Genomic DNA, 17,171 nt, shown 5'->3' on the forward strand with positions numbered 1-17,171 from the left:
CGGTGGCGGAGCGGGACGCGATCACAGTGCTCCACGTGTCGGACACGCAGTTCGGTGCCTACCACCGGTTCGGCACCGACGGCATCACGGAGCGGGACAGAACGCACGCCTCGCTCGCCACGCGACTACTCGCCGATCTGGCCCGGCTCCGTGAGGAGAGCGGGGTCTCCCCCGACATCGTCGTCGCCTCGGGCGATCTGGCGGAATGGGCGCGCCCGGCCGAGTTCGCGCAGGTGCATGATTTCTTGGCCGAACTCGCCGGCGGGCTGGAGCTGAGCCGGTCCCGGGTGGCGATGGTGCCCGGAAACCACGACGTAAGCCGGAAGAAGTGTGAGGCGTATTTCCTCAACCGCCAGGCCGACGACGCGGAGCCGGTCCCACCGTACTGGCCGAAGTGGGAGCCTTACGCCGGATTGATTACACGGTTCTACGACGGCGTCCCCGGAGTCGCCTTCGCACGCGACGAGCCCTGGACGCTGTTCGAGATGCCCGACCTGAAAACCGTGGTCGCCGGACTCAATTCCACCATCGCAGAAAGCCACCGGGACGAGGACCACTACGGCTATTGCGGCGAGGCCCAGTTGCGGGCGTTTGCCGAGCGGCTTTCGGCCTACGAGCGCGAGGGCTGGCTGAGGATCGGGGTCATGCACCACAACCCCGTGATCAGCGATGAGCAGGACGACGCGTTCCTGAAGGACCGCACCGCCTTCCGCGAGATCCTCGCGCCGCGTCTGCACGTGCTGCTGCACGGCCACACCCATCACGGCCGCATCGAAAGCCTCGGCCCCGACGGCCTCCCCGTGCTCTGCGCGGGCAGCGTCGGCGTACGGCAGGGCGCCCGGCCTGAGGACGTCCCGAACCAGTACCAGCTCGTCGAGATCACCCGCACCGGGCTGAAGGTCCACGGCCGCCGCTACAACCCCGACCGGCTGCGTTGGGAGGCCGACACCGGCGTCGGGCGCGACCCCGACCAGTCCGTGCTCACGATCGGACGGGCGCACCGGCAGGCGCACGCTGTGTTCCCCGACCCCGAGCATGACGGGCCGGGCAAGCACGACCTCGACCTCGACCCCGACCTGCCCATGTTCGCGGCCACGGGCATCCGGCGTGACGACCTGCTCTCGCGCGTGCGGCGGGTGTGCGAGCTGCTCCATCGCGACGCGGTGGTGGAGGAGGTCAGGAACGGGCGCAGGGAGAGCTACCTGCGGGTCGCCAGGTCCGACGGACGCCATGTGGCCATGTTCCCGGTCGGCGTGTGCGCGGGCCGTCCCGGCAGAGAGGAGGTTCAGGCGTTCCTCGATGAGGTCGACGCCCTCTACCGGGCGGGCGACCCCTACCTGACGTCGTTTCTCGTCTACGACGGCGAGCCGGTGCCGGACGAGCTGCGCCGCTGGGCGGAGTTGCAGGGGCTGCGACTTCAGGGCCTGGTGGAGTACCAAGGCATCTACGACCTGCGCCCGTACGCCGCCCGCCAGGCCGAAAGGCTCGCCGGCAGCGGCGTGTACCCGCCCGAGCTGTTCGTGCCCCAGCGGTTCGTGGTCGTGCGCGGCCGCTCCGCGACCGCTCCGGCCGAGCCGGAGGTCGACCTGCTGGCGCGTCTGCGCGAGTGGGTCGCCGACCACGACGGCCGGTTCGTCGTCGTCCTGGGTGACTTCGGGTATGGCAAGACGTTCCTGTTACGCGAGCTCACCCGGCTCGTGCGGGAGGACGGCCGGCCACCGGTCATCCCGATCCTGATCCAGTTACGGGAGCTGGAGAAGGCCCACAGCCTGGACGAGCTGCTGGCGGCGCATCTGACCGCCGGCGGCGAGGAGATGATCGATCTCCAGCGGCTGCGCTACCTCGTCGAGGAGGGCCGCGTGCTGCTGCTGTTCGACGGGTTCGACGAGCTGGCCCTGCGCATCACCTACGACCAGGCGACCGAGCATCTTAAGTCGCTGGTGCAGGCGGCCCGGGGACGCGCAAAGGTTGTGCTGACCAGCCGCACCCAGCATTTCCTGTCGGACCAGCAGGTGGAGACCGCCCTGTCGGCCCAGCTCGCCTGGGTGCCAGGACACCGTCTGGTCAAGCTCCTGCCCTTCGACGACGGGCAGATCCTGGAGTTCCTCACCCGACAGATGCGCGGAGACCGGGAACAGGCCCGCGCCCGCCTCGACCTCCTTGGACATGTCCGGGATCTGCTTGGCCTGTCCCGCAACCCGCGCATGCTGAGCTTCATCGCGCGCCTGGACGAGGCGCGGCTGCGCGAGATCCGCGACCACGAGGGAGAGATCAGCGCCGCCCGGCTCTACCGGGAGCTGCTCCAGCGGTGGCTTGAGTTCGAGTTCGAGCGGGCCCAGCCACGCGGGGCTATGCGGGCGTTGCCGGTCGCAGACCGCTGGGACGCCGTTCGCACGCTCGCCAACCAGTTGTGGGAGTCCGGCGAGGACACCCTCGGCCTGATGGAGCTGGGTGAGGCCGCAACCGCTCTCGGACGCCTCGCGGACCTGCAGATCACCCCGGAGCAGGCCTCGCACATGATCGGCTCAGGCACACTCCTCGTCCGCGCGGAGGGCGAGCGGTTCGCGTTCGTCCATCGCTCGGTGATGGAGTGGCTGGTCGCCGACCACGTGGCCCGCGCCCTCCGCGACGGCGGCAGCCCTAAGGGACTGTCCATGCGGCCGATCTCCGATCTCATGGCCGATTTCCTGTCCACCCTGGCCGGCCGGGCTCACACCGAGACCTGGGCCCGCGCCGTGCTCGCGGAGGCCACGGCGCCCGGCGCCGCCAAGGTGAACGCGCTGACCCTGCTGAAGCGGCTCCGCGCGTCGATCAGCGACGGTGGGCGCGCGCCGGTCCTCCTGAACGGCGTCGACCTCCGCGGATTAGACCTGTCCCGCGCGGATCTGCGCGGTGCAGACCTGCGCGGTGCGGACCTGCGTGGCGCTCGCCTGAACCACGCGGACCTGTCCGAGGCGGCGCTGCGTGACGCTCGACTCCAGCACGTGCTGGCCAAGGGGCTGCGACTGGTGCGGGCGGATCTCACCGGGGCCGATCTCTCGTTCGCACGCCTCGTCTCCGCTGATCTCACCGATACCGACCTCAGCGGCGCCCGAGGGAGACGAACGGTCCTCTTCCTCACCAGCGCCGGCTCCCCCAAGGACCTCACCCGATGGGCGGACGCGGGGGCGGCCCTTCCCCAGACGCGCACGCCCGCACTGCAGATTCCCCGCAACGCCGGAACCATCACCAGCCTCGCCTGGAGTCCGTCCAGCGAGATGCTGGCGACGGGCACCCCCGAAGGGGCGATCTGTCTGTGGGACGCCTCAAACGGAGACCTCGTCAGGACCTTCGACGGACACGTGGGCATAGTGCAGGCTCTGGCGTATAGCCGGGACGGCGTCCACCTCGCCAGCGCCGGAGACGACGGCGGAGTGCGCATCCGGCAGGCGGGCACCACCGCCCTTATCCGCACCCTCGGAGACCACACCAACTGGACCAACGGCCTTGCCTACAGCCCCGACGGGGGCCTGCTCGCTGCGGGTGGAGACGACGGAACCATCGGGATCTTGGACGTAACCACGGGTGAGGTCGTGCGGGTCCTGCGCAGCAGCACAGAGGAGCCGTTGCACGTGCTGGGCTACAGTCCGGACGGCGCCCGCCTCGCGACCGCCGGCAGCGACTACGCCGTCCTCCTCTGGGACGCCACCACGGGCGCGCTCGTCCGCACACTTCGTCATGAGGAGCCCGAACTGATGTCGGCGAGCTACAGCCCTGGCTGCGACCGCTTCGCCACGGTCGCGAGCGATGGGGTGGTAAGGATCTGGGACATGACCACCGGGGCTCTCCTGAGCGCTCTGGGGACCGGCCTGGATGCCGTCACGGTCCTGGACTGCAGCCCTGACGGGACCTGCCTCGCGGCGGGCGACGGCCGGACACTCCAACTATGGGACATCGGCACCGCCACGCTCATCCGTACGCTCCCGCTAGACGAGATCCGCGTGCTGGAAGCGGTCTCGTACAGTCCTGACGGAACCCGCCTCGCCATCAAGGGCGGGGGCGTCCTGAGCGTCTGGGACACCGCCTCAGGAACCCGGGTTCACGCCTTCAGCTATGGCCTTGAGCCACAGCTGACCACGGCATACAGCCCTGACGGCACCACGGTCGTGACGGGGGGTGACAAGGCCCTGCGCGTCTGGGACGCCGCCACCGGAAAACTCCTGAACACCCTCGGCGGCCACACAGAGGCGTCGCGGGCAACAGCCTTCAGCCCGGATGGCACCCGTCTGGCCACCGGCGGGGATGATCTCGTCCTCCGGATCTGGGGCATCGGAGCCGGGACGCTCGAACGCACGCTGCACGGCAACGACATCTCGATCCAGACACTGGCCTTCAGCCCGGACGGCACCCGTCTGGCGGCGGGCGGAGGCGACCGCATCGCTCGCGTCTGGGACCCGGCCACCGGCGAACACCTCATCACCCTCGAAGGCCACACCGACTGGATCCGCGCCCTCGCCTTCAGCCCAGACGGTACCCGCCTGGCCACCGCCGGCGACGACTGCACCCTACGCGTCTGGGATCCGGCCACCGGCGAACACCTCGCCACCCTCCAAGGCCACACCGACTGGATCAACGCGCTGGCCTACAGCCCCGACGGCACCAACATCGTGACCGCGAGCGACGACCGCACCGTCCGCGTCTGGGACGCCGCCACCGGCGAACACCTCGCCACCCTCGAAGGCCACACCGGCTGGATCAACGCGCTGGCCTACAGCCCCGACGGCACCAACATCGTGACCGCGAGCGACGACCGCACCGTCCGCATCTGGGACACCGCCACGGGCATGCTCGTGTCGACCCTGAACGGCCACCTTCGCAGGGTCGCCGCCGTGGCCTACAGCCCCGACGGCTCCGTCCTCCTCAGTGTGAGCGGCGACGGCACGCTCCGATTCTGGAGCGCTGCGTCAGGCGCGGCAGTGGCGACGGTAGTGCCGCTCCAGGACGGGTGGGCGGCCTTCAGCCCGGACGGGCTGACCTACAAGTACCACGGCACGCCCGGCTCCACCTTCTGGTGGGCGGTCAACCTGTGCGCCTTCGCCCCCGGGGAGCTCGACGAGTTCGTCCCCGAGCTGAGGCGGGTGGACGACGACACTCCGCTGGCCGAACTGATCACGCCGCACCGGAAAAGGTGACCCGTGTCGGACGAAACAATCAGCCCGGACCAGGACCGGCCGGAAACCGGCCGCTCCGAGCCTTCACGACCGGCGCCGCCGGCGCCGCCGGCGCCGCGGTCGGCGTCTGCCGAGTCGCGGAATCTCGTGGGAACGGGCATGCCGGAGCAGCCGGCTCCGTCAAGACCGGAGCGCCAGGGGGGCTGGCTGCGTGGGCGCAGGCAGCGCGATCTGCGCGTCCACCCGTTCCCGCTGCTGACGCCCGACCAGTGGCGCGAGCCCGGCGACTCGCTGCGCAGGATGTACGAGAACGCCCAGGCCCGTGCCATGGAGGCGGCTGACTGGTACCTCGATGACCGGGTACGCATGCGGTTCGCCTCACAGGTGCTGCGCGGCCTGGCCATCCTGCTGGCGGCAGCCGGCGGTCTGCAACCTCTGGCGGCAGCCGCGGGCGGGACGACTGGCGAACAGCTCGGTGGGGGCAACCTGGCGTGGGGCTACGTCCTGCTGGCCGCCGCGGGCGTCTCCGTCGCCCTCGACCGCATCCTCGGCCTGTCGTCGCGATGGATGCGCGACATAATGACCGCACAGAAGATTCAACAGCGGCTGGTGGACTTCCAGTTCGACTGGGCAGAACTGAACGCCAGAGCCTCCCTGGGGGCCGAACCGGTCCCGGTGCACGACTATCTCGCGCTGCTGCGGGCCTTCCTGTCCGACATCTCCTCGATCACTCAGGAGGAGACCTCGGAGTGGGTCAGCGAGTTCCAGAGCGCGGTGGCCCAGCTCACCAACCAGGCCGGCAACCGCTGAAGAACGCCCACCGGTCCCGAGAACCGCCAAACCCCGCACCGAGGCCGCTGTCCGGCAGGATCGGCTCATCCGCCGGAGGCGCGGGCCTCGTCGAGGGCGGCACGGGCCTCCTCTGCGCGTCCACGGGCCGAACGGGCGGCGCGTCCGGCGTTCGTCTCCTCGCGGCGGGCGACCTCCAGCCGGTGTTCGGCCGCGTTCAGCTTGTCCTTGGCCTTGGCCAGCTTGGCCGTGAGCGTCTCGACCCTGGCCGCGCGCCGCTCGTGCTCGCGTACGGCCTCGGCCCGCTCGGCCTCCCAGTCGGCGCGGCCGCGCTCCGCCTCCCGCGCGGCCTGCTCGGCCTCGGCGAGGGCGTTCTCCAGCTCCCTGATGCGGCGTTCTCGCTCCGCTTTGTGCCGTTCCCGCTCCGCTTTGTCGCGTTCGGCCTTGGGCACGGGCCGCTCCCGCGCCGCCGGTCCGGGTGCGGGCCGTACGACCGGGGCGGGAGTGAAGCCGCTGTAGCTCAGGGGGCGGGTCAGCCGGCCCAGGCGCACCTGCTCGGCCGCGTCCTCGTCCACCACGGCGGCGTCGAGGGTCTGCTCGATCTCCAGGTCGGCCGTGGAGCCCAGCGGATGCCCGGCCGCCTCCGCCTCCTCGCGTACGGACCGGACGAGACGGGCGATGAGCGGGGTCCGTTCGCGGCCCGCGTCGGCCAGGGCGTCGGCGTCCTGGCTTCGCCACGCGTCCCGCAGCCGCCGGCCGAGGTCGAGCAGCCGGCCGAGCTCCCGGCCCCGCGCCCGGGCCGTCCGGTTGACGGCCCAGGCCACGACCGTGGGCTTGCGCAGCGCCTTGATCCGCTTGGCCAGCGCGGCGTCACCGGCCGCCTTCGCCTCCTTGGCCAGCGCGTCGCGGGCCGAGGTGAACTCCTCGGGCACCATGCCGTAGAGCCGGTCGGCCGCCTCGTCGAAGTCCACAGACCACGTGTACCCGAGTTCCCCCCGGCGTTCCACCGTGGTAGGTACTCCCCCCATGGAGTTCTTCTGTTATCACCGCGACCGGCCCGGCTCGGAGCGACTGCGCGACGAGCTGCTGGAAGCGCACTGGTCCTACATGGACCGGTTCGACGCGGAGATGATCGCCCGTGGCCCGACCTTCGACCGCGTCACCGACATCGCCACCGGCAGTGTGCACATCGTCGACTTGCCGGATCTCGCCACGGCGCGTGCGTTCGCCTTCGACGAGCCCAACTATCAGGCCGGTGTGTATCGGGACGTGATGGTACGGCGATGGCGCAACGTGCTGGGGCGCACCATGTGGGACTTTCCGGGCGGCAGGGACGGCGGCAACCGATATCTGGTGCTGGGCCTGGGCTCCGGCGAGGCCGCCGACCTCGTCCCACCGCCCGGCCGGGACGAGCTGATCGCGTACGGGCCGCTGCTGTCGGACGACGGCGCCACCTGGCTGGGTACGGCGGTGCTGGTCCGGGCGCCGGACCCGGACGCGGCACGCGCCGTTCTGACCCCGGACCGGTACGCCGGCATCGAGGTGCACGACTGGGAGTTCGGCGGGCGGCGATAACGAACCGCGGCGACCCGTCCTGGTCCGATGCCCTGAGCTACACCGGACCAGGAGGATCACCCGTGAGGACGTCAGCTCGGGGATGCCGTCGCCATCACGCCCACGGCGATCCGCGCCTCCATCACACCGGGATCCTCGGTGTGGGTGAGCGTCGCGCCGAGGGAGTTCAACAGCCTGCGCATGCGCGTGTTGTCGTACAGGAGGGTCGCCCGCACCTCGGCGAAGCCGAGATCCCTGGCCTGGGCGAGGAGCATGCGGGCCAGCCGGCCGCCGAGCCCCCGGCCCTGCCAGCGGTCCTCCACGAGGAAGGCGATCTCCGCGATGCCGGGGTCCGGGGTGAACATCAGCGACGCGAGCGCGACGACCTGGCCGTCGTGCCCCGCGACGAGCGACTGGCCGCGGGCCCGGTCGCACAGCCGGTCGAACGTGCGCGGCGGCAGGGTGGGGTTGGCGGTGAAGTAGCGGAACCTGCGTGTCTCGGGCGAGCAGCGCTCGTGCAGGTCGCGCAGCGCCTCGCGGTAGAGCGAGGTCAGCGGCTTGACCTGCACCTCCGCGCCGTCGGCGAGCCGCACCGGCCCCTCGGCCGCGGACGGTTCCGCCGGCGGCTGCGCCAGCCTCACCATCGCGGCGGCGCGGGCCGCCTCGGTCAGGGTGAACGGGAGCCCGGAGCGGCGCAGCCGGATCGACCGCCGCGGCGCCACGGGCACCACCAGCAGGGTCGGGTCGGGCAGCTCCGGAGCCTCCCCCTCGTCCTGCTCGCGGTCCTCGTTGCGCGAGCGTACGGCGGTCGCGCCGTACACCCAGCGGGCGTCGTCGGCGCGCAGCAGCTCGCCCAGGATCTCCGGCAGGCGCCAGGGAGCCGAGCGCAGCCGGGCGGCGAGCAGCAGCGTGCGCGTCGGCTCGTCGGTCAGTTCGTGCGCGGTCGCGGGCACGATCCGCACCCGCCGCCCGCCCGCGGCCTCCAGCGCCTCGCGTACGGCCTCGGGGGAGGCGGGGATGTCCGTGACGAACTCGTCGACCGTGCCGTCCGTGTCGGGCTGCACCGACAGGCCCAGGATGTTGCCGCCCTTGTCGGCCAGGGCGGTCGCCAGCGACGCCAGCCGCCCGGGCCGCTCGTCCACGGTCGTACGGATCCGGAAGAATCCCATCGCTACCCGCTCCCTCCGTTGCGCTGGTCTTCAGGGTGCCGGAGCGCTGTTACACGTTTGCTACACGGCGGTGAGCCGGTCGTTTCCTTTCGATTGAGGACGTTACGACTACGGTTATCCGCATGCGTCTCCACGGATCTCCACGACATCCGTCGCCGAATAGCGAGATGAGCACGGATATAGCAGGATGTGCACCATGACCGCTCCCCTGTCCTCCGCTTTCGTCAACGGTGAGGTGTCCTTCTGGTACCGGTCGCTGGGGGTGCCCCCGCCCGGAGAGCCGCTCGGCGGCGACCTGCAGGCCGACGTGGCCGTGGTCGGCGCGGGCTACACCGGACTGTGGACCGCCTACTACCTGAAGAAGGCCGACCCGTCGCTGCGGGTCGTCGTGCTGGAGAAGGAGTTCGCCGGGTTCGGCGCGTCGGGACGCAACGGAGGCTGGCTGACCGGCGCACTGGCCGGATCACCCGAGCGGTACGCCAAGACCCACGGGCGGGACGGGGCCCAGCGGCTGCAGCGCGCGATGTTCGAGGCCATCGACGAGGTCATCCGCGTCGCCCGCGAGGAGGGCATCGACGCGGACATCGTCAAGGGCGGCCTCCTCACCGTCGCCCGAGGCCCGGCGCAGGACCTGCGGCTGCGCGAGGAGCTGACGGGCCAGCGCGCCTGGGGCTGGGACGCCGACGACGTCCGGCTGCTGACCACCGACGAGATGAACGACCGGCTGCGCGTCGCGGGCGCCACCGGGGCCACCTGGAGCCCGCACTGCGCCAGGATCCAGCCGGCCAAGCTCGTCCGCGGCCTGGCGCGGGCCGTACGTGACCTGGGCGTCGAGATCTACGAGCGGACCCCGGTGACCGAGATCGCGCCGGGCCGGGCGGTCACGCCGTACGGGACCGTGCGGGCGGACCACGTGCTGCGCTGCACCGAGGGGTTCACCGCCACCATCACCGGTCACCACCGCGACTGGCTCCCCATGAACAGCTCCATGATCGTCACCGAACCGCTGCCCGAGCGGGTCTGGGCGGAGATCGGCTGGCAGGGCCGCGAACTGCTCGGCGACATGGCGCACTACTACATGTACGCCCAGCGGACGGCCGACGACCGCATCGCCTTCGGCGGGCGCGGCAGGCCCTACCTGTACGGGTCGAGGATCGACGAGCGGGGACACACGCACGACTGGACCGTGGACGCCCTGTGGGACCTGCTGGTCGCGTTCTTCCCCGCCGTCGCCGGGTCGCGGGTGGAGCACGCCTGGTCGGGCGTGCTCGGCGTGCCGCGCGACTGGTGCTCGGCCGTCCACGTCGACCCCGCGACCGGCCTCGGCTGGGCGGGCGGCTACACGGGCCACGGCGTGACCACCACCAACCTGGCCGGGCGCACGCTGTGCGACCTGGTGCTGCGCCGCGACACCGACCTGACCCGGATGCCGTGGGTGGACCGGCGGGTGCGCGCCTGGGAGCCCGAGCCGCTGCGCTGGCTCGGCGTCCACTCGATGTACCGTCTCTACCGCCTGGCCGACGCCCGCGAGAACAGGGGCATGACCAGGACGTCCGTACTGGCCAGGATCGCCGACAAGATCACCGGGCACTGAAAGGCTGATTTGTGAGCTCCTCCCTCCTGTTCCGCGGCGGCCGCGTCTTCGTCCCCGGCGGGTTCGCCGAGGCGGTCCTCGTCCGCGACGGCGTCATCGCCGCCGTCGGCGCCGAGTCCGACCTCGTACGGCTGGCGCCGGACGCCGAGCCGGTGGACCTCGGCGGCGGCCTGCTGACGCCGGGGTTCACCGACGCCCACATCCACCCGGTGCAGGCCGGCCTGGAGCGGGCCAGGTGCGACCTGTCCGAGGTGTACGGGCTCGACGCCTACACAGCGGAGATCGGCGGCTATGCCGTCAGCAATCCGGACAAGACGTGGATCGACGGCGGCGGCTGGGACATGTCGGCCTTCCCCGGCGGTCTCCCCCACCGGTCCCAGCTCGACTTCCTCGACCGCCCGGCGTACTTCGTGCAGCGCGACCACCACGCCGCCTGGGTCAACACGCGTGCTCTGGAGCTCGCCGGCATCACGAAGGACACCCCCGACCCGGCGGACGGCCGCATCGAGCGCGACCCGGACGGCACGCCGAGCGGCGTGCTGCACGAGGGCGCCATGGACCTCGTCGGCCTGCTCACCCCGCGCCCGACCCCGGCCGACGTCGACGCCGCCCTGATGGACGCGCAGGCCCACCTGTTCTCGCTGGGCATCACCGGCTGGCAGGACGCCATCGTCGGGTCGTACGCCGGGTCGGACGACCAGCTGCCCGCCTACATCTCCGCGGCCTCCTCCGGGCGGCTGAAGGCGCGCGTGGTCGGCGCCCTGTGGTGGGACCGCACGCAGGGCGCGGAGCAGATCCCGAGCCTGGTCGAACGGCGCGCGATGGCCGAGGGCCTGGACCGGTTCCGGGCGACCTCGGTCAAGATCATGCAGGACGGCATCCCGGAGAACTTCACCGCCGCCGTCATCGAGCCCTACTGCCGCTGCGGCGGCACCGGCCTGTCGTACATCGACCCCGCGCTGCTCGGCGGGTACGTCAAGGAGCTCGACGCCCTGGGCTTCCAGGTGCACTTCCACGCCATCGGCGAGCGGGCCGTGCGTGAGGCGCTCGACGCGCTGACCGGCACCGACCCCGCCAACCGGCACCACATCGCGCACGTGCAGATCATCACGCCGCAGGACGTGCCGCGCTTCGCCGAGCTCGGTGTGACGGCCAACCTGCAGGCGCTGTGGGCCACCCACCACCTGCAGATGGACGAGCTGTGCATCCCCTACCTGGGCGAGGAGCGCGCCTCCTGGCAATACCCCTTCGCCGACCTCGTACGGCACGGCACCCGCTTCGCCGGGGGCTCGGACTGGCCGGTCTCCTCGCCCAAGCCCCTGGAGGCCATGCACGTGGCGGTCAACCGCACCGAGCCGGGCGGTTCCGTCCACGCGACGTACCCCACGGCCCAGACCCCGTTCCTGCCGGAGCAGAGCCTCGACCTGCGGACCATCATGACGGCCTACACCGAGGGCTCGGCCTGGATCAACCGCTCCCCCGCCGGGGTGATCGAGGAGGGCCGCCCGGCCGACCTCGTCGTGCTCGACCGTGACCCCTTCGTCCTCGACCCGAAGGACATCTGGACGACCGAGGTCGTCATGACGTTCCTCGACGGCGAGCCGGTGCACGGCGGCTGACCTGCTCGGCGCCTCAGCGGTCCCCGGTCAGGGCGGGGCGGCGCCGCGACACGGCGAACGCCACGGCGAGGCAGGCCGCGGCGAGCAGCAGCGCCGAGCCGCGGAAGCCGAGCGGGCCGTCCTCCCCGACGGGGCCGCCCACCACCCAGCCGACGGCCATCGACGGACCGGCCCACCAGGGCAGCACCCCGGCGCGGAGCAGGCCGACGGCGAAGAGCACCAGCCCGATCAGCGAGGCGAGCATGGACAGGAGGTAGACCGGGCCCAGCGACTCCGCGTCGCCGCTGACGAGCGACACCACGAGCGGGGGCAGGAAGCCGAGCATGCCGACGGTCGTGAGGACGAGCGCCACCGAGCCGAGCCGGCCGTCCCGGCCGCCGTGCAGCGAGTGGATCGCCGCGACCGACGCCAGCATGCCCAGGACGAGCGGGAACCCGTCCGCGGTGAAGGCGTAGTCGGCGAGGTCGATCAGCCGGTCGTGCTGCGGCACGGAGGTGAACAGGTCGAGCAGGGCGAGCGCGGCGGCCGACGCCGCGCCCGTCATGAGGCCGGCCTGGGCCAGCCGGTACGGCAGGCGAGCGGGTCCGGTGTGGGCCTGGGTGGCCGATGTCGTCATCGGTGTCCTCCCTCGATGTGGTGATTCGACGGTCGGCGATGACACTAGAAACCGGGTGGCCACCGGTCGTCCGGCCGCACGGGGAAATCCCGTCCGCCCGCCGTGTGAGCCGGGAGTCCCCCCGTGGTGGGACGACACGGCGCGGACGGGGGCCTAATCTTCGGGCGATGGACCGGCTCTTCCCGTCATCCCGCTGGGGTACGGCCGTCAGCGGCGATCTGCTGCTCGCGGCCGCGCTCGCGCTGGTCATGGCCGCGGCGGCCGCCCTGGACGGGCCGGCGACCCTCAGCGGCCGGGTGGGCGCGGTGGTCGCCGCGGGCGGGCTGCTGGTCCTTGCTCACCGGCGCCGCCGCCCGGCGACGGCGGTCGCCGTCGTGATCGTGGTCACCGTGACGGAGGTCGTCGCCTCCCCGCAGGCCAGCACGGCTCCGGCGTTTCTCGCCATCATGGTCGCCGCGTACTCGCTCGGCGCGTACGCGTCGACCTGGCCGCTCGTCGCGGGCCTGGCGACGGCCACGGCCGGGGTGGCGACCGCGCAGTATCTGGGGCCGTCGCAGGGGTATTCGCGCGCCTCCGCCGACCTGTTCCTGGTGGCGTCGCTGGTGCTGGCTCCGGCGGTCGTCGGCGGCGTCGTGGGCGCGCGCGACCGGCTCGCACGGCGGCTGGACGCGGGGGCGGAACGGCTGCGGGCAGCGCGGCACGAGCGGATCGCGGAGGAGCTCGCACGCGAACGGCGGCGGGTCTTCGCCGCCCTGGAGGTTCTGCTCGGCGGCCTGGACGAGACCAGGCGGCACGCGGCGGTCGCCGGGCTTGCGGACGTCACCGCTCTGGAACGGATCGCCCGGGACCTGCTGACCCGGATGCGCATCCTGGTCGGGGAGCTGCGGGCGCCGAGCCCCGACGACAGGCGGCCGATCCGCGAGGTCGCGGAGCTGCGGACGCAGGTGCGGGAGGCGCTCGCCGCCGCGAATCTGCCCGACACGAACTGGAGCGGGCTGCGCCCCGCCGGCAGGTGGACCCTGGCCGCCTCGGGATGGCGGGACGCGGTGCCGGCGCGCCTCGCTGCTCCACTGGCGTGGGCCGGGCGGCATCCCTTGACCTGCGCCGTGATCTGCCTGGCCGTCACGCCGGCGTACACCGCGGCGACCGCGAGCCCTGATCCCTTCGACGGTCTCGTGCCCTGCGGGGTCCTCGTCGTGTCGCCGTTCATACTCGGTGTGGCCTGCCCGATCCGCCGGGCGCTGGCCGGACTCGCGCTCTGCCTGCTCGGCTGCGCGGCCCTCGGCCTGGCCAATCCCGCCGCGGTGATCACGGCGCCGGAGGCGGCCGGGGCCGTCGCGGTGATCGTGGGGTGCTGGGCGGCGGGCCGGGTGCTGCGCGGCGGCGCCGAGGCGCTGGCCGCGCGGGCGCGGGCCGCCATCGCCGCCGCCGAGGAGAACCGGAGAAGGGCGGCCGCCGCGCTGGACGAACAGCGCGCCCGCCTCGCCAGGGACCTGCACGACGCCGCGGGGCACATGATGACCGTCATCGTCCTGCAGGCGGCCGCCGCGCGGCGGGTCTGGGAAAGCCGGCCCGGTCTGGCCGGCGAGCACGTGGCCGTGTTGCGCCGCACGCTCGCGGAGGCGCTCGGCGAGTTGCGCCCGCTCCTGCTCTCACTCTCGCTCGCCGACGTCCCCGCCGCGATCGGGCTCGCCGGCCTGCCCACGCTCGCGGACCGAGCGCGCGCCTGCGGCCTGCGGGTGGCCCTGGAAGTGGACCCGGACACAGGCACGGGGGCGCCGCTTCCGCCTGCGGTGGACGCGGCCGCCTACCGGATCGTCCAGGAAGCGCTGACCAACGCGGCCCGGCACGCTCCCGGCGCGTTCGTGCGCGTCAGGATCACACGCACGAAGCAGACCCTGGCGATCGACGTGAGCAACACCCCGCCCGCCGACCGGCCGGCGCTGTCCACCTCCGGCGGGCACGGCCTCAGCGGCATGGCCGAGCGGAGCGCCGCCTGCGGCGGCACGTTCGCGGCCGGCCCCCGGCCCGGCGGCGGCTTCGGCGTCCGTGCCGTGTTCCCCCTGGAGGAAGCAGCGTGATCCGCGTCCTGCTCGCCGACGATCAGCCCTTGGTGCTGACCGGGCTGCGCACCATTCTGTCGGCCGAACCCGACATCGACGTCGCCGGCCAGGCGCGGGACGGTCACGAGGCCGTCGCGCTCGCCCGCGAGCTGCGGCCCGACGTCGTGCTGATGGACATCCGCATGCCGCGGCTCGACGGGCTCGCCGCCGCACGCCAGATCCTCGCCACCGCGCCCGACGTCCACGTGATCATGCTGACCACGTTCGACCTGGACGAGTACGTCTACGAGGCACTGCGCGCGGGAGCGAGCGGCTTCCTCGTCAAGGACCTTCCGGACGAGCAACTCGTGGCGGGCGTGCGCACGGTGGTCCGGGGGGACACCCTGCTGGCTCCGTCCGTCACCCGCCGGTTGATCGAGGCGTACACGCGGCGTCCTCCGGCGCAGGCCGCCCTGCCTCCGGGCGCCGACAGGCTGACACCCCGAGAGGTCGAGGTCTGGAGGCTCGTGGCCCGGGGCCTGTCGAACACCGAGATCGCCGCCGAACTGTTCGTCGGGGAGGCCACCGTGAAGACACACGTCTCCCGGATCATGGCCAAGCTCGGGGCCCGCGACCGGATCCAGGCGGTGGTGCTGGCCTACGAATGCGGACTTTGACGCGCTCCCCGCAGGCGCCGCCGCGTGCGTCACGCGGGATGCTCGGCGCACAGGCAGCCGACGCCCTTCTCGATCCATTCCCGGCCGGCCCACTCCGGGTGCCGCTCGATCATGAGCGCCCCGACCTCCTCGACGATCGTCTGCTCGCTCACGGCCGAGTCCCGGCGCGCCCAGGTCTCGTCGCGCAGCAGTTCGAGGTAGTCGCGGACGTCGGCGAGCAACTGCGGGCCGCCGACGTCGCCGTGGCCGGGCACCACCACGCGCGGCGACGCGTCGGCCAGGCGCCGCATCACGGTGATCCAGCGGGTGCCGGACACGTCGGTGTCGTGCGGCGGGAACCACGGGAAGATGGCGAACTGCCCGGCCTCCACGAGATCGCCGGTGAACATCACCCCGGCGTCGGGGACCGTGATCACCTGGTCGCCCCTGCTGTGCGCCCGGCCGGCGGCCCGCAGCCGCACCACCCGGCCGCCCAGGTCGAGGTCGTACGCGTCGTCGTAGACGACGTCCGGGGTGGCGATCTCGACGCCCTCCAGCTGCCGGGCGACCGTTTCGCCGAGTCCCCTGAACATGTCGAGGTAGGCGGCGCCCTTCGCGGCCAGGTCCTCGGCCTGCGCCCGGTTGACCAGGAACGTCGCCTCCCCGGCGAACACCTGCGCCCCGAACGCGTGCTCGGGGTGGAAGTGCGTCGTGGTCAGGTAGAGCCTGCGGCCCGCCGCGTACTCGGCCGCGAACGTGAGCACGGTCTCGGCGTTTCGCGGGCCCATTCCGGTCTCGACGACCAGCACGGAGTGCGTGCCGCCGATGACGCCGATGTTGGGCACCAACTGCACCCGGCGATTGGGGATCACGACCAGGTCGCGGGCGAGCTCCCGCACCTCCTCGATCCGCACGACGGGCTCGGGCAGCATGTATTCGGACATCGGATCCAATCCTTGGAGAGCCTGACAACAGGGCCGCTCCAGTCCATGACAGGATGCTCCGGCGCGTCCAACACCGGTTGCGCACGCCGAATACCGTGCCGGTATCGTCGCCGGTGATGGACCTACGCTCGCTGCGCTATTTCGTTGCGGTCGCCGAGGAGCGCCACTTCGGGCGGGCGGCCGCGCGCCTGCACATGACCCAGCCGCCGCTGAGCCGCGCCGTACGGCAACTGGAGGCCGATCTCGGCGCACTCCTGCTGCGCCGGTCGCCCACCGGCGTCACGCTGACCGCCGCAGGCGCCGCGCTCTACGACGAGGCACGCGCGCTGCTGGAGCAGGCCGAGCGGGTGCGCGCCCGGGTCGCCGCCACGGCCGGCACCGCCACCCTGACCATCGGCACTCTCGCGGACAGCGCCGAGCAGGCCGGGGCCCGGCTCGCCGCGGCCTTCCGCCGGCGTCACCCGGGAGTCCAGGTCCGCGTCCGTGAAGCCGACTTCGCCGACCCGACCACGGGCCTTCGGGCCGGCCTCGTCGACGTCGCCCTCACCAGGGAGCCGTTCGACGACACCGGGATCACCACCCGCCTGCTGCGCTCCGACCCCATGGGGGTGGTCCTGCGGACCGACGATCCGCTCGCCCGCCGCGAGACCCTGCGGCTGGGCGATCTCGCCGACCGCCCGTGGTTCCGGCTGCCCGACGGCACCGATCCCGTCTGGCGCGCCTACTGGAACGCCGTCACGCCCGGCGGCGGGCTCAGGGACGGCCCGGTGGTGCGCACCGTCCACGAGTGCCTGCAGGCCGTACTGTGGAACGGCACGGTCGGGCTGGCGCCGACGGCCCACACGCTGCCCGAGGGGCTCACGTCGGTGCCGCTGGCCGACATGCCGCCCAGCCGCCTCGTCCTGGCCTGGAACAGCGCCGACGCGAACCCGCTGATCCGCTCGTTCACCCACATCGCCGCGGCCGTGTACCGCTCCCCGAGCCGGGAGCCGGCGCATACGTGAAGGCCCTCCCCGCCTGAGCGGGAAGGGCCTGTAC

General features: G+C 72.5%; 12 protein-coding genes. 8 read left to right on the forward strand and 4 right to left on the reverse strand.

Annotated elements, in window-relative coordinates:
- Positions 1–2 precede the first annotated feature (2 nt).
- On the forward strand, positions 3–5,171 hold the full coding sequence (locus FLW16_RS08935) for a pentapeptide repeat-containing protein (RefSeq protein WP_142559489.1): 5,169 nt from the start codon (positions 3–5) through the stop codon (positions 5,169–5,171).
- Positions 5,172–5,309: 138 nt separating this feature from the next.
- Positions 5,310–5,960, forward strand: coding sequence for an SLATT domain-containing protein (locus FLW16_RS08940; protein WP_142559490.1), 651 nt, complete (start codon positions 5,310–5,312; stop codon positions 5,958–5,960).
- Between the two features lie 65 nt (positions 5,961–6,025).
- Here FLW16_RS08940 and FLW16_RS08945 read toward each other — a convergent pair whose 3' ends face one another.
- Positions 6,026–6,967, reverse strand: a complete 942-nt coding sequence (locus FLW16_RS08945) for a hypothetical protein (RefSeq protein ID WP_142559491.1) — start codon at positions 6,965–6,967, stop codon at positions 6,026–6,028.
- On the opposite strand from FLW16_RS08945, the gene FLW16_RS08950 reads away from it, so the two are divergent.
- Positions 6,966–7,514 carry a YciI family protein gene (locus FLW16_RS08950; RefSeq protein WP_142559492.1) on the forward strand — a complete coding sequence of 183 codons (549 nt, stop codon included), beginning with the start codon at positions 6,966–6,968 and terminating at the stop codon, positions 7,512–7,514. The two genes, FLW16_RS08945 and FLW16_RS08950, sit on opposite strands and share 2 nt — an antisense overlap.
- A 71-nt stretch (positions 7,515–7,585) precedes the next feature.
- Here the strand turns inward: FLW16_RS08950 and FLW16_RS08955 are convergent, their stop codons facing one another.
- Positions 7,586–8,662, reverse strand: coding sequence for a GNAT family N-acetyltransferase (locus FLW16_RS08955; protein ID WP_142559493.1), 1,077 nt, complete (start codon positions 8,660–8,662; stop codon positions 7,586–7,588).
- Positions 8,663–8,858: 196 nt separating this feature from the next.
- On the opposite strand from FLW16_RS08955, the gene FLW16_RS08960 reads away from it, so the two are divergent.
- Together FLW16_RS08960 and FLW16_RS08965 are read left to right on the forward strand one after the other, a co-directional pair.
- Positions 8,859–10,256 carry an FAD-binding oxidoreductase gene (locus tag FLW16_RS08960; protein WP_142559494.1) on the forward strand — a complete coding sequence of 466 codons (1,398 nt, stop codon included), beginning with the start codon at positions 8,859–8,861 and terminating at the stop codon, positions 10,254–10,256.
- Between the two features lie 11 nt (positions 10,257–10,267).
- Positions 10,268–11,875 carry an amidohydrolase gene (locus FLW16_RS08965; RefSeq protein WP_142559495.1) on the forward strand — a complete coding sequence of 536 codons (1,608 nt, stop codon included), beginning with the start codon at positions 10,268–10,270 and terminating at the stop codon, positions 11,873–11,875.
- A 13-nt stretch (positions 11,876–11,888) separates the two neighbouring features.
- On the opposite strand, the gene FLW16_RS08970 is transcribed toward FLW16_RS08965, so the two are convergent.
- Complete coding sequence (locus FLW16_RS08970) at positions 11,889–12,491, reverse strand: hypothetical protein (protein WP_142559496.1); 603 nt, start codon at positions 12,489–12,491, stop codon at positions 11,889–11,891.
- Positions 12,492–12,658: 167 nt separating this feature from the next.
- On the opposite strand from FLW16_RS08970, the gene FLW16_RS08975 reads away from it, so the two are divergent.
- Together FLW16_RS08975 and FLW16_RS08980 are read left to right on the forward strand one after the other, a co-directional pair.
- Positions 12,659–14,572: a histidine kinase gene (locus tag FLW16_RS08975; protein ID WP_185949327.1), complete on the forward strand. Its 1,914-nt coding sequence runs from the start codon at positions 12,659–12,661 to the stop codon at positions 14,570–14,572.
- Complete coding sequence (locus FLW16_RS08980) at positions 14,569–15,210, forward strand: response regulator transcription factor (RefSeq protein WP_142559498.1); 642 nt, start codon at positions 14,569–14,571, stop codon at positions 15,208–15,210. The genes FLW16_RS08975 and FLW16_RS08980 overlap by 4 nt, the downstream gene beginning before the upstream one ends.
- A 29-nt stretch (positions 15,211–15,239) precedes the next feature.
- Here FLW16_RS08980 and FLW16_RS08985 read toward each other — a convergent pair whose 3' ends face one another.
- Positions 15,240–16,133, reverse strand: a complete 894-nt coding sequence (locus FLW16_RS08985) for an MBL fold metallo-hydrolase (protein ID WP_142559499.1) — start codon at positions 16,131–16,133, stop codon at positions 15,240–15,242.
- A gap of 116 nt (positions 16,134–16,249) precedes the next feature.
- On the opposite strand from FLW16_RS08985, the gene FLW16_RS08990 reads away from it, so the two are divergent.
- Entirely contained in the window at positions 16,250–17,137 is an 888-nt protein-coding gene (locus FLW16_RS08990; RefSeq protein ID WP_142559500.1) for a LysR substrate-binding domain-containing protein, read from the forward strand.
- Positions 17,138–17,171 lie beyond the last annotated feature (34 nt).

Source organism: Microbispora sp. KK1-11, from assembly GCF_006874435.1.
In the GTDB taxonomy this organism is placed as follows: Bacteria; Actinomycetota; Actinomycetes; order Streptosporangiales; family Streptosporangiaceae; genus Microbispora; species Microbispora catharanthi.

Coding starts and splice junctions, on each gene's coding strand:
- FLW16_RS08990 (WP_142559500.1), top strand. CDS start 16,250: ATGGACCTACGCTCGCTGCGCTATTTCGTTGCGGTCGCCGAGGAGCGC.
- FLW16_RS08945 (WP_142559491.1), bottom strand. CDS start 6,967: ATGGGGGGAGTACCTACCACGGTGGAACGCCGGGGGGAACTCGGGTAC.
- FLW16_RS08985 (WP_142559499.1), bottom strand. CDS start 16,133: ATGTCCGAATACATGCTGCCCGAGCCCGTCGTGCGGATCGAGGAGGTG.
- FLW16_RS08940 (WP_142559490.1), top strand. CDS start 5,310: ATGCCGGAGCAGCCGGCTCCGTCAAGACCGGAGCGCCAGGGGGGCTGG.
- FLW16_RS08960 (WP_142559494.1), top strand. CDS start 8,859: ATGACCGCTCCCCTGTCCTCCGCTTTCGTCAACGGTGAGGTGTCCTTC.
- FLW16_RS08975 (WP_185949327.1), top strand. CDS start 12,659: ATGGACCGGCTCTTCCCGTCATCCCGCTGGGGTACGGCCGTCAGCGGC.
- FLW16_RS08970 (WP_142559496.1), bottom strand. CDS start 12,491: ATGACGACATCGGCCACCCAGGCCCACACCGGACCCGCTCGCCTGCCG.
- FLW16_RS08950 (WP_142559492.1), top strand. CDS start 6,966: ATGGAGTTCTTCTGTTATCACCGCGACCGGCCCGGCTCGGAGCGACTG.
- FLW16_RS08955 (WP_142559493.1), bottom strand. CDS start 8,662: ATGGGATTCTTCCGGATCCGTACGACCGTGGACGAGCGGCCCGGGCGG.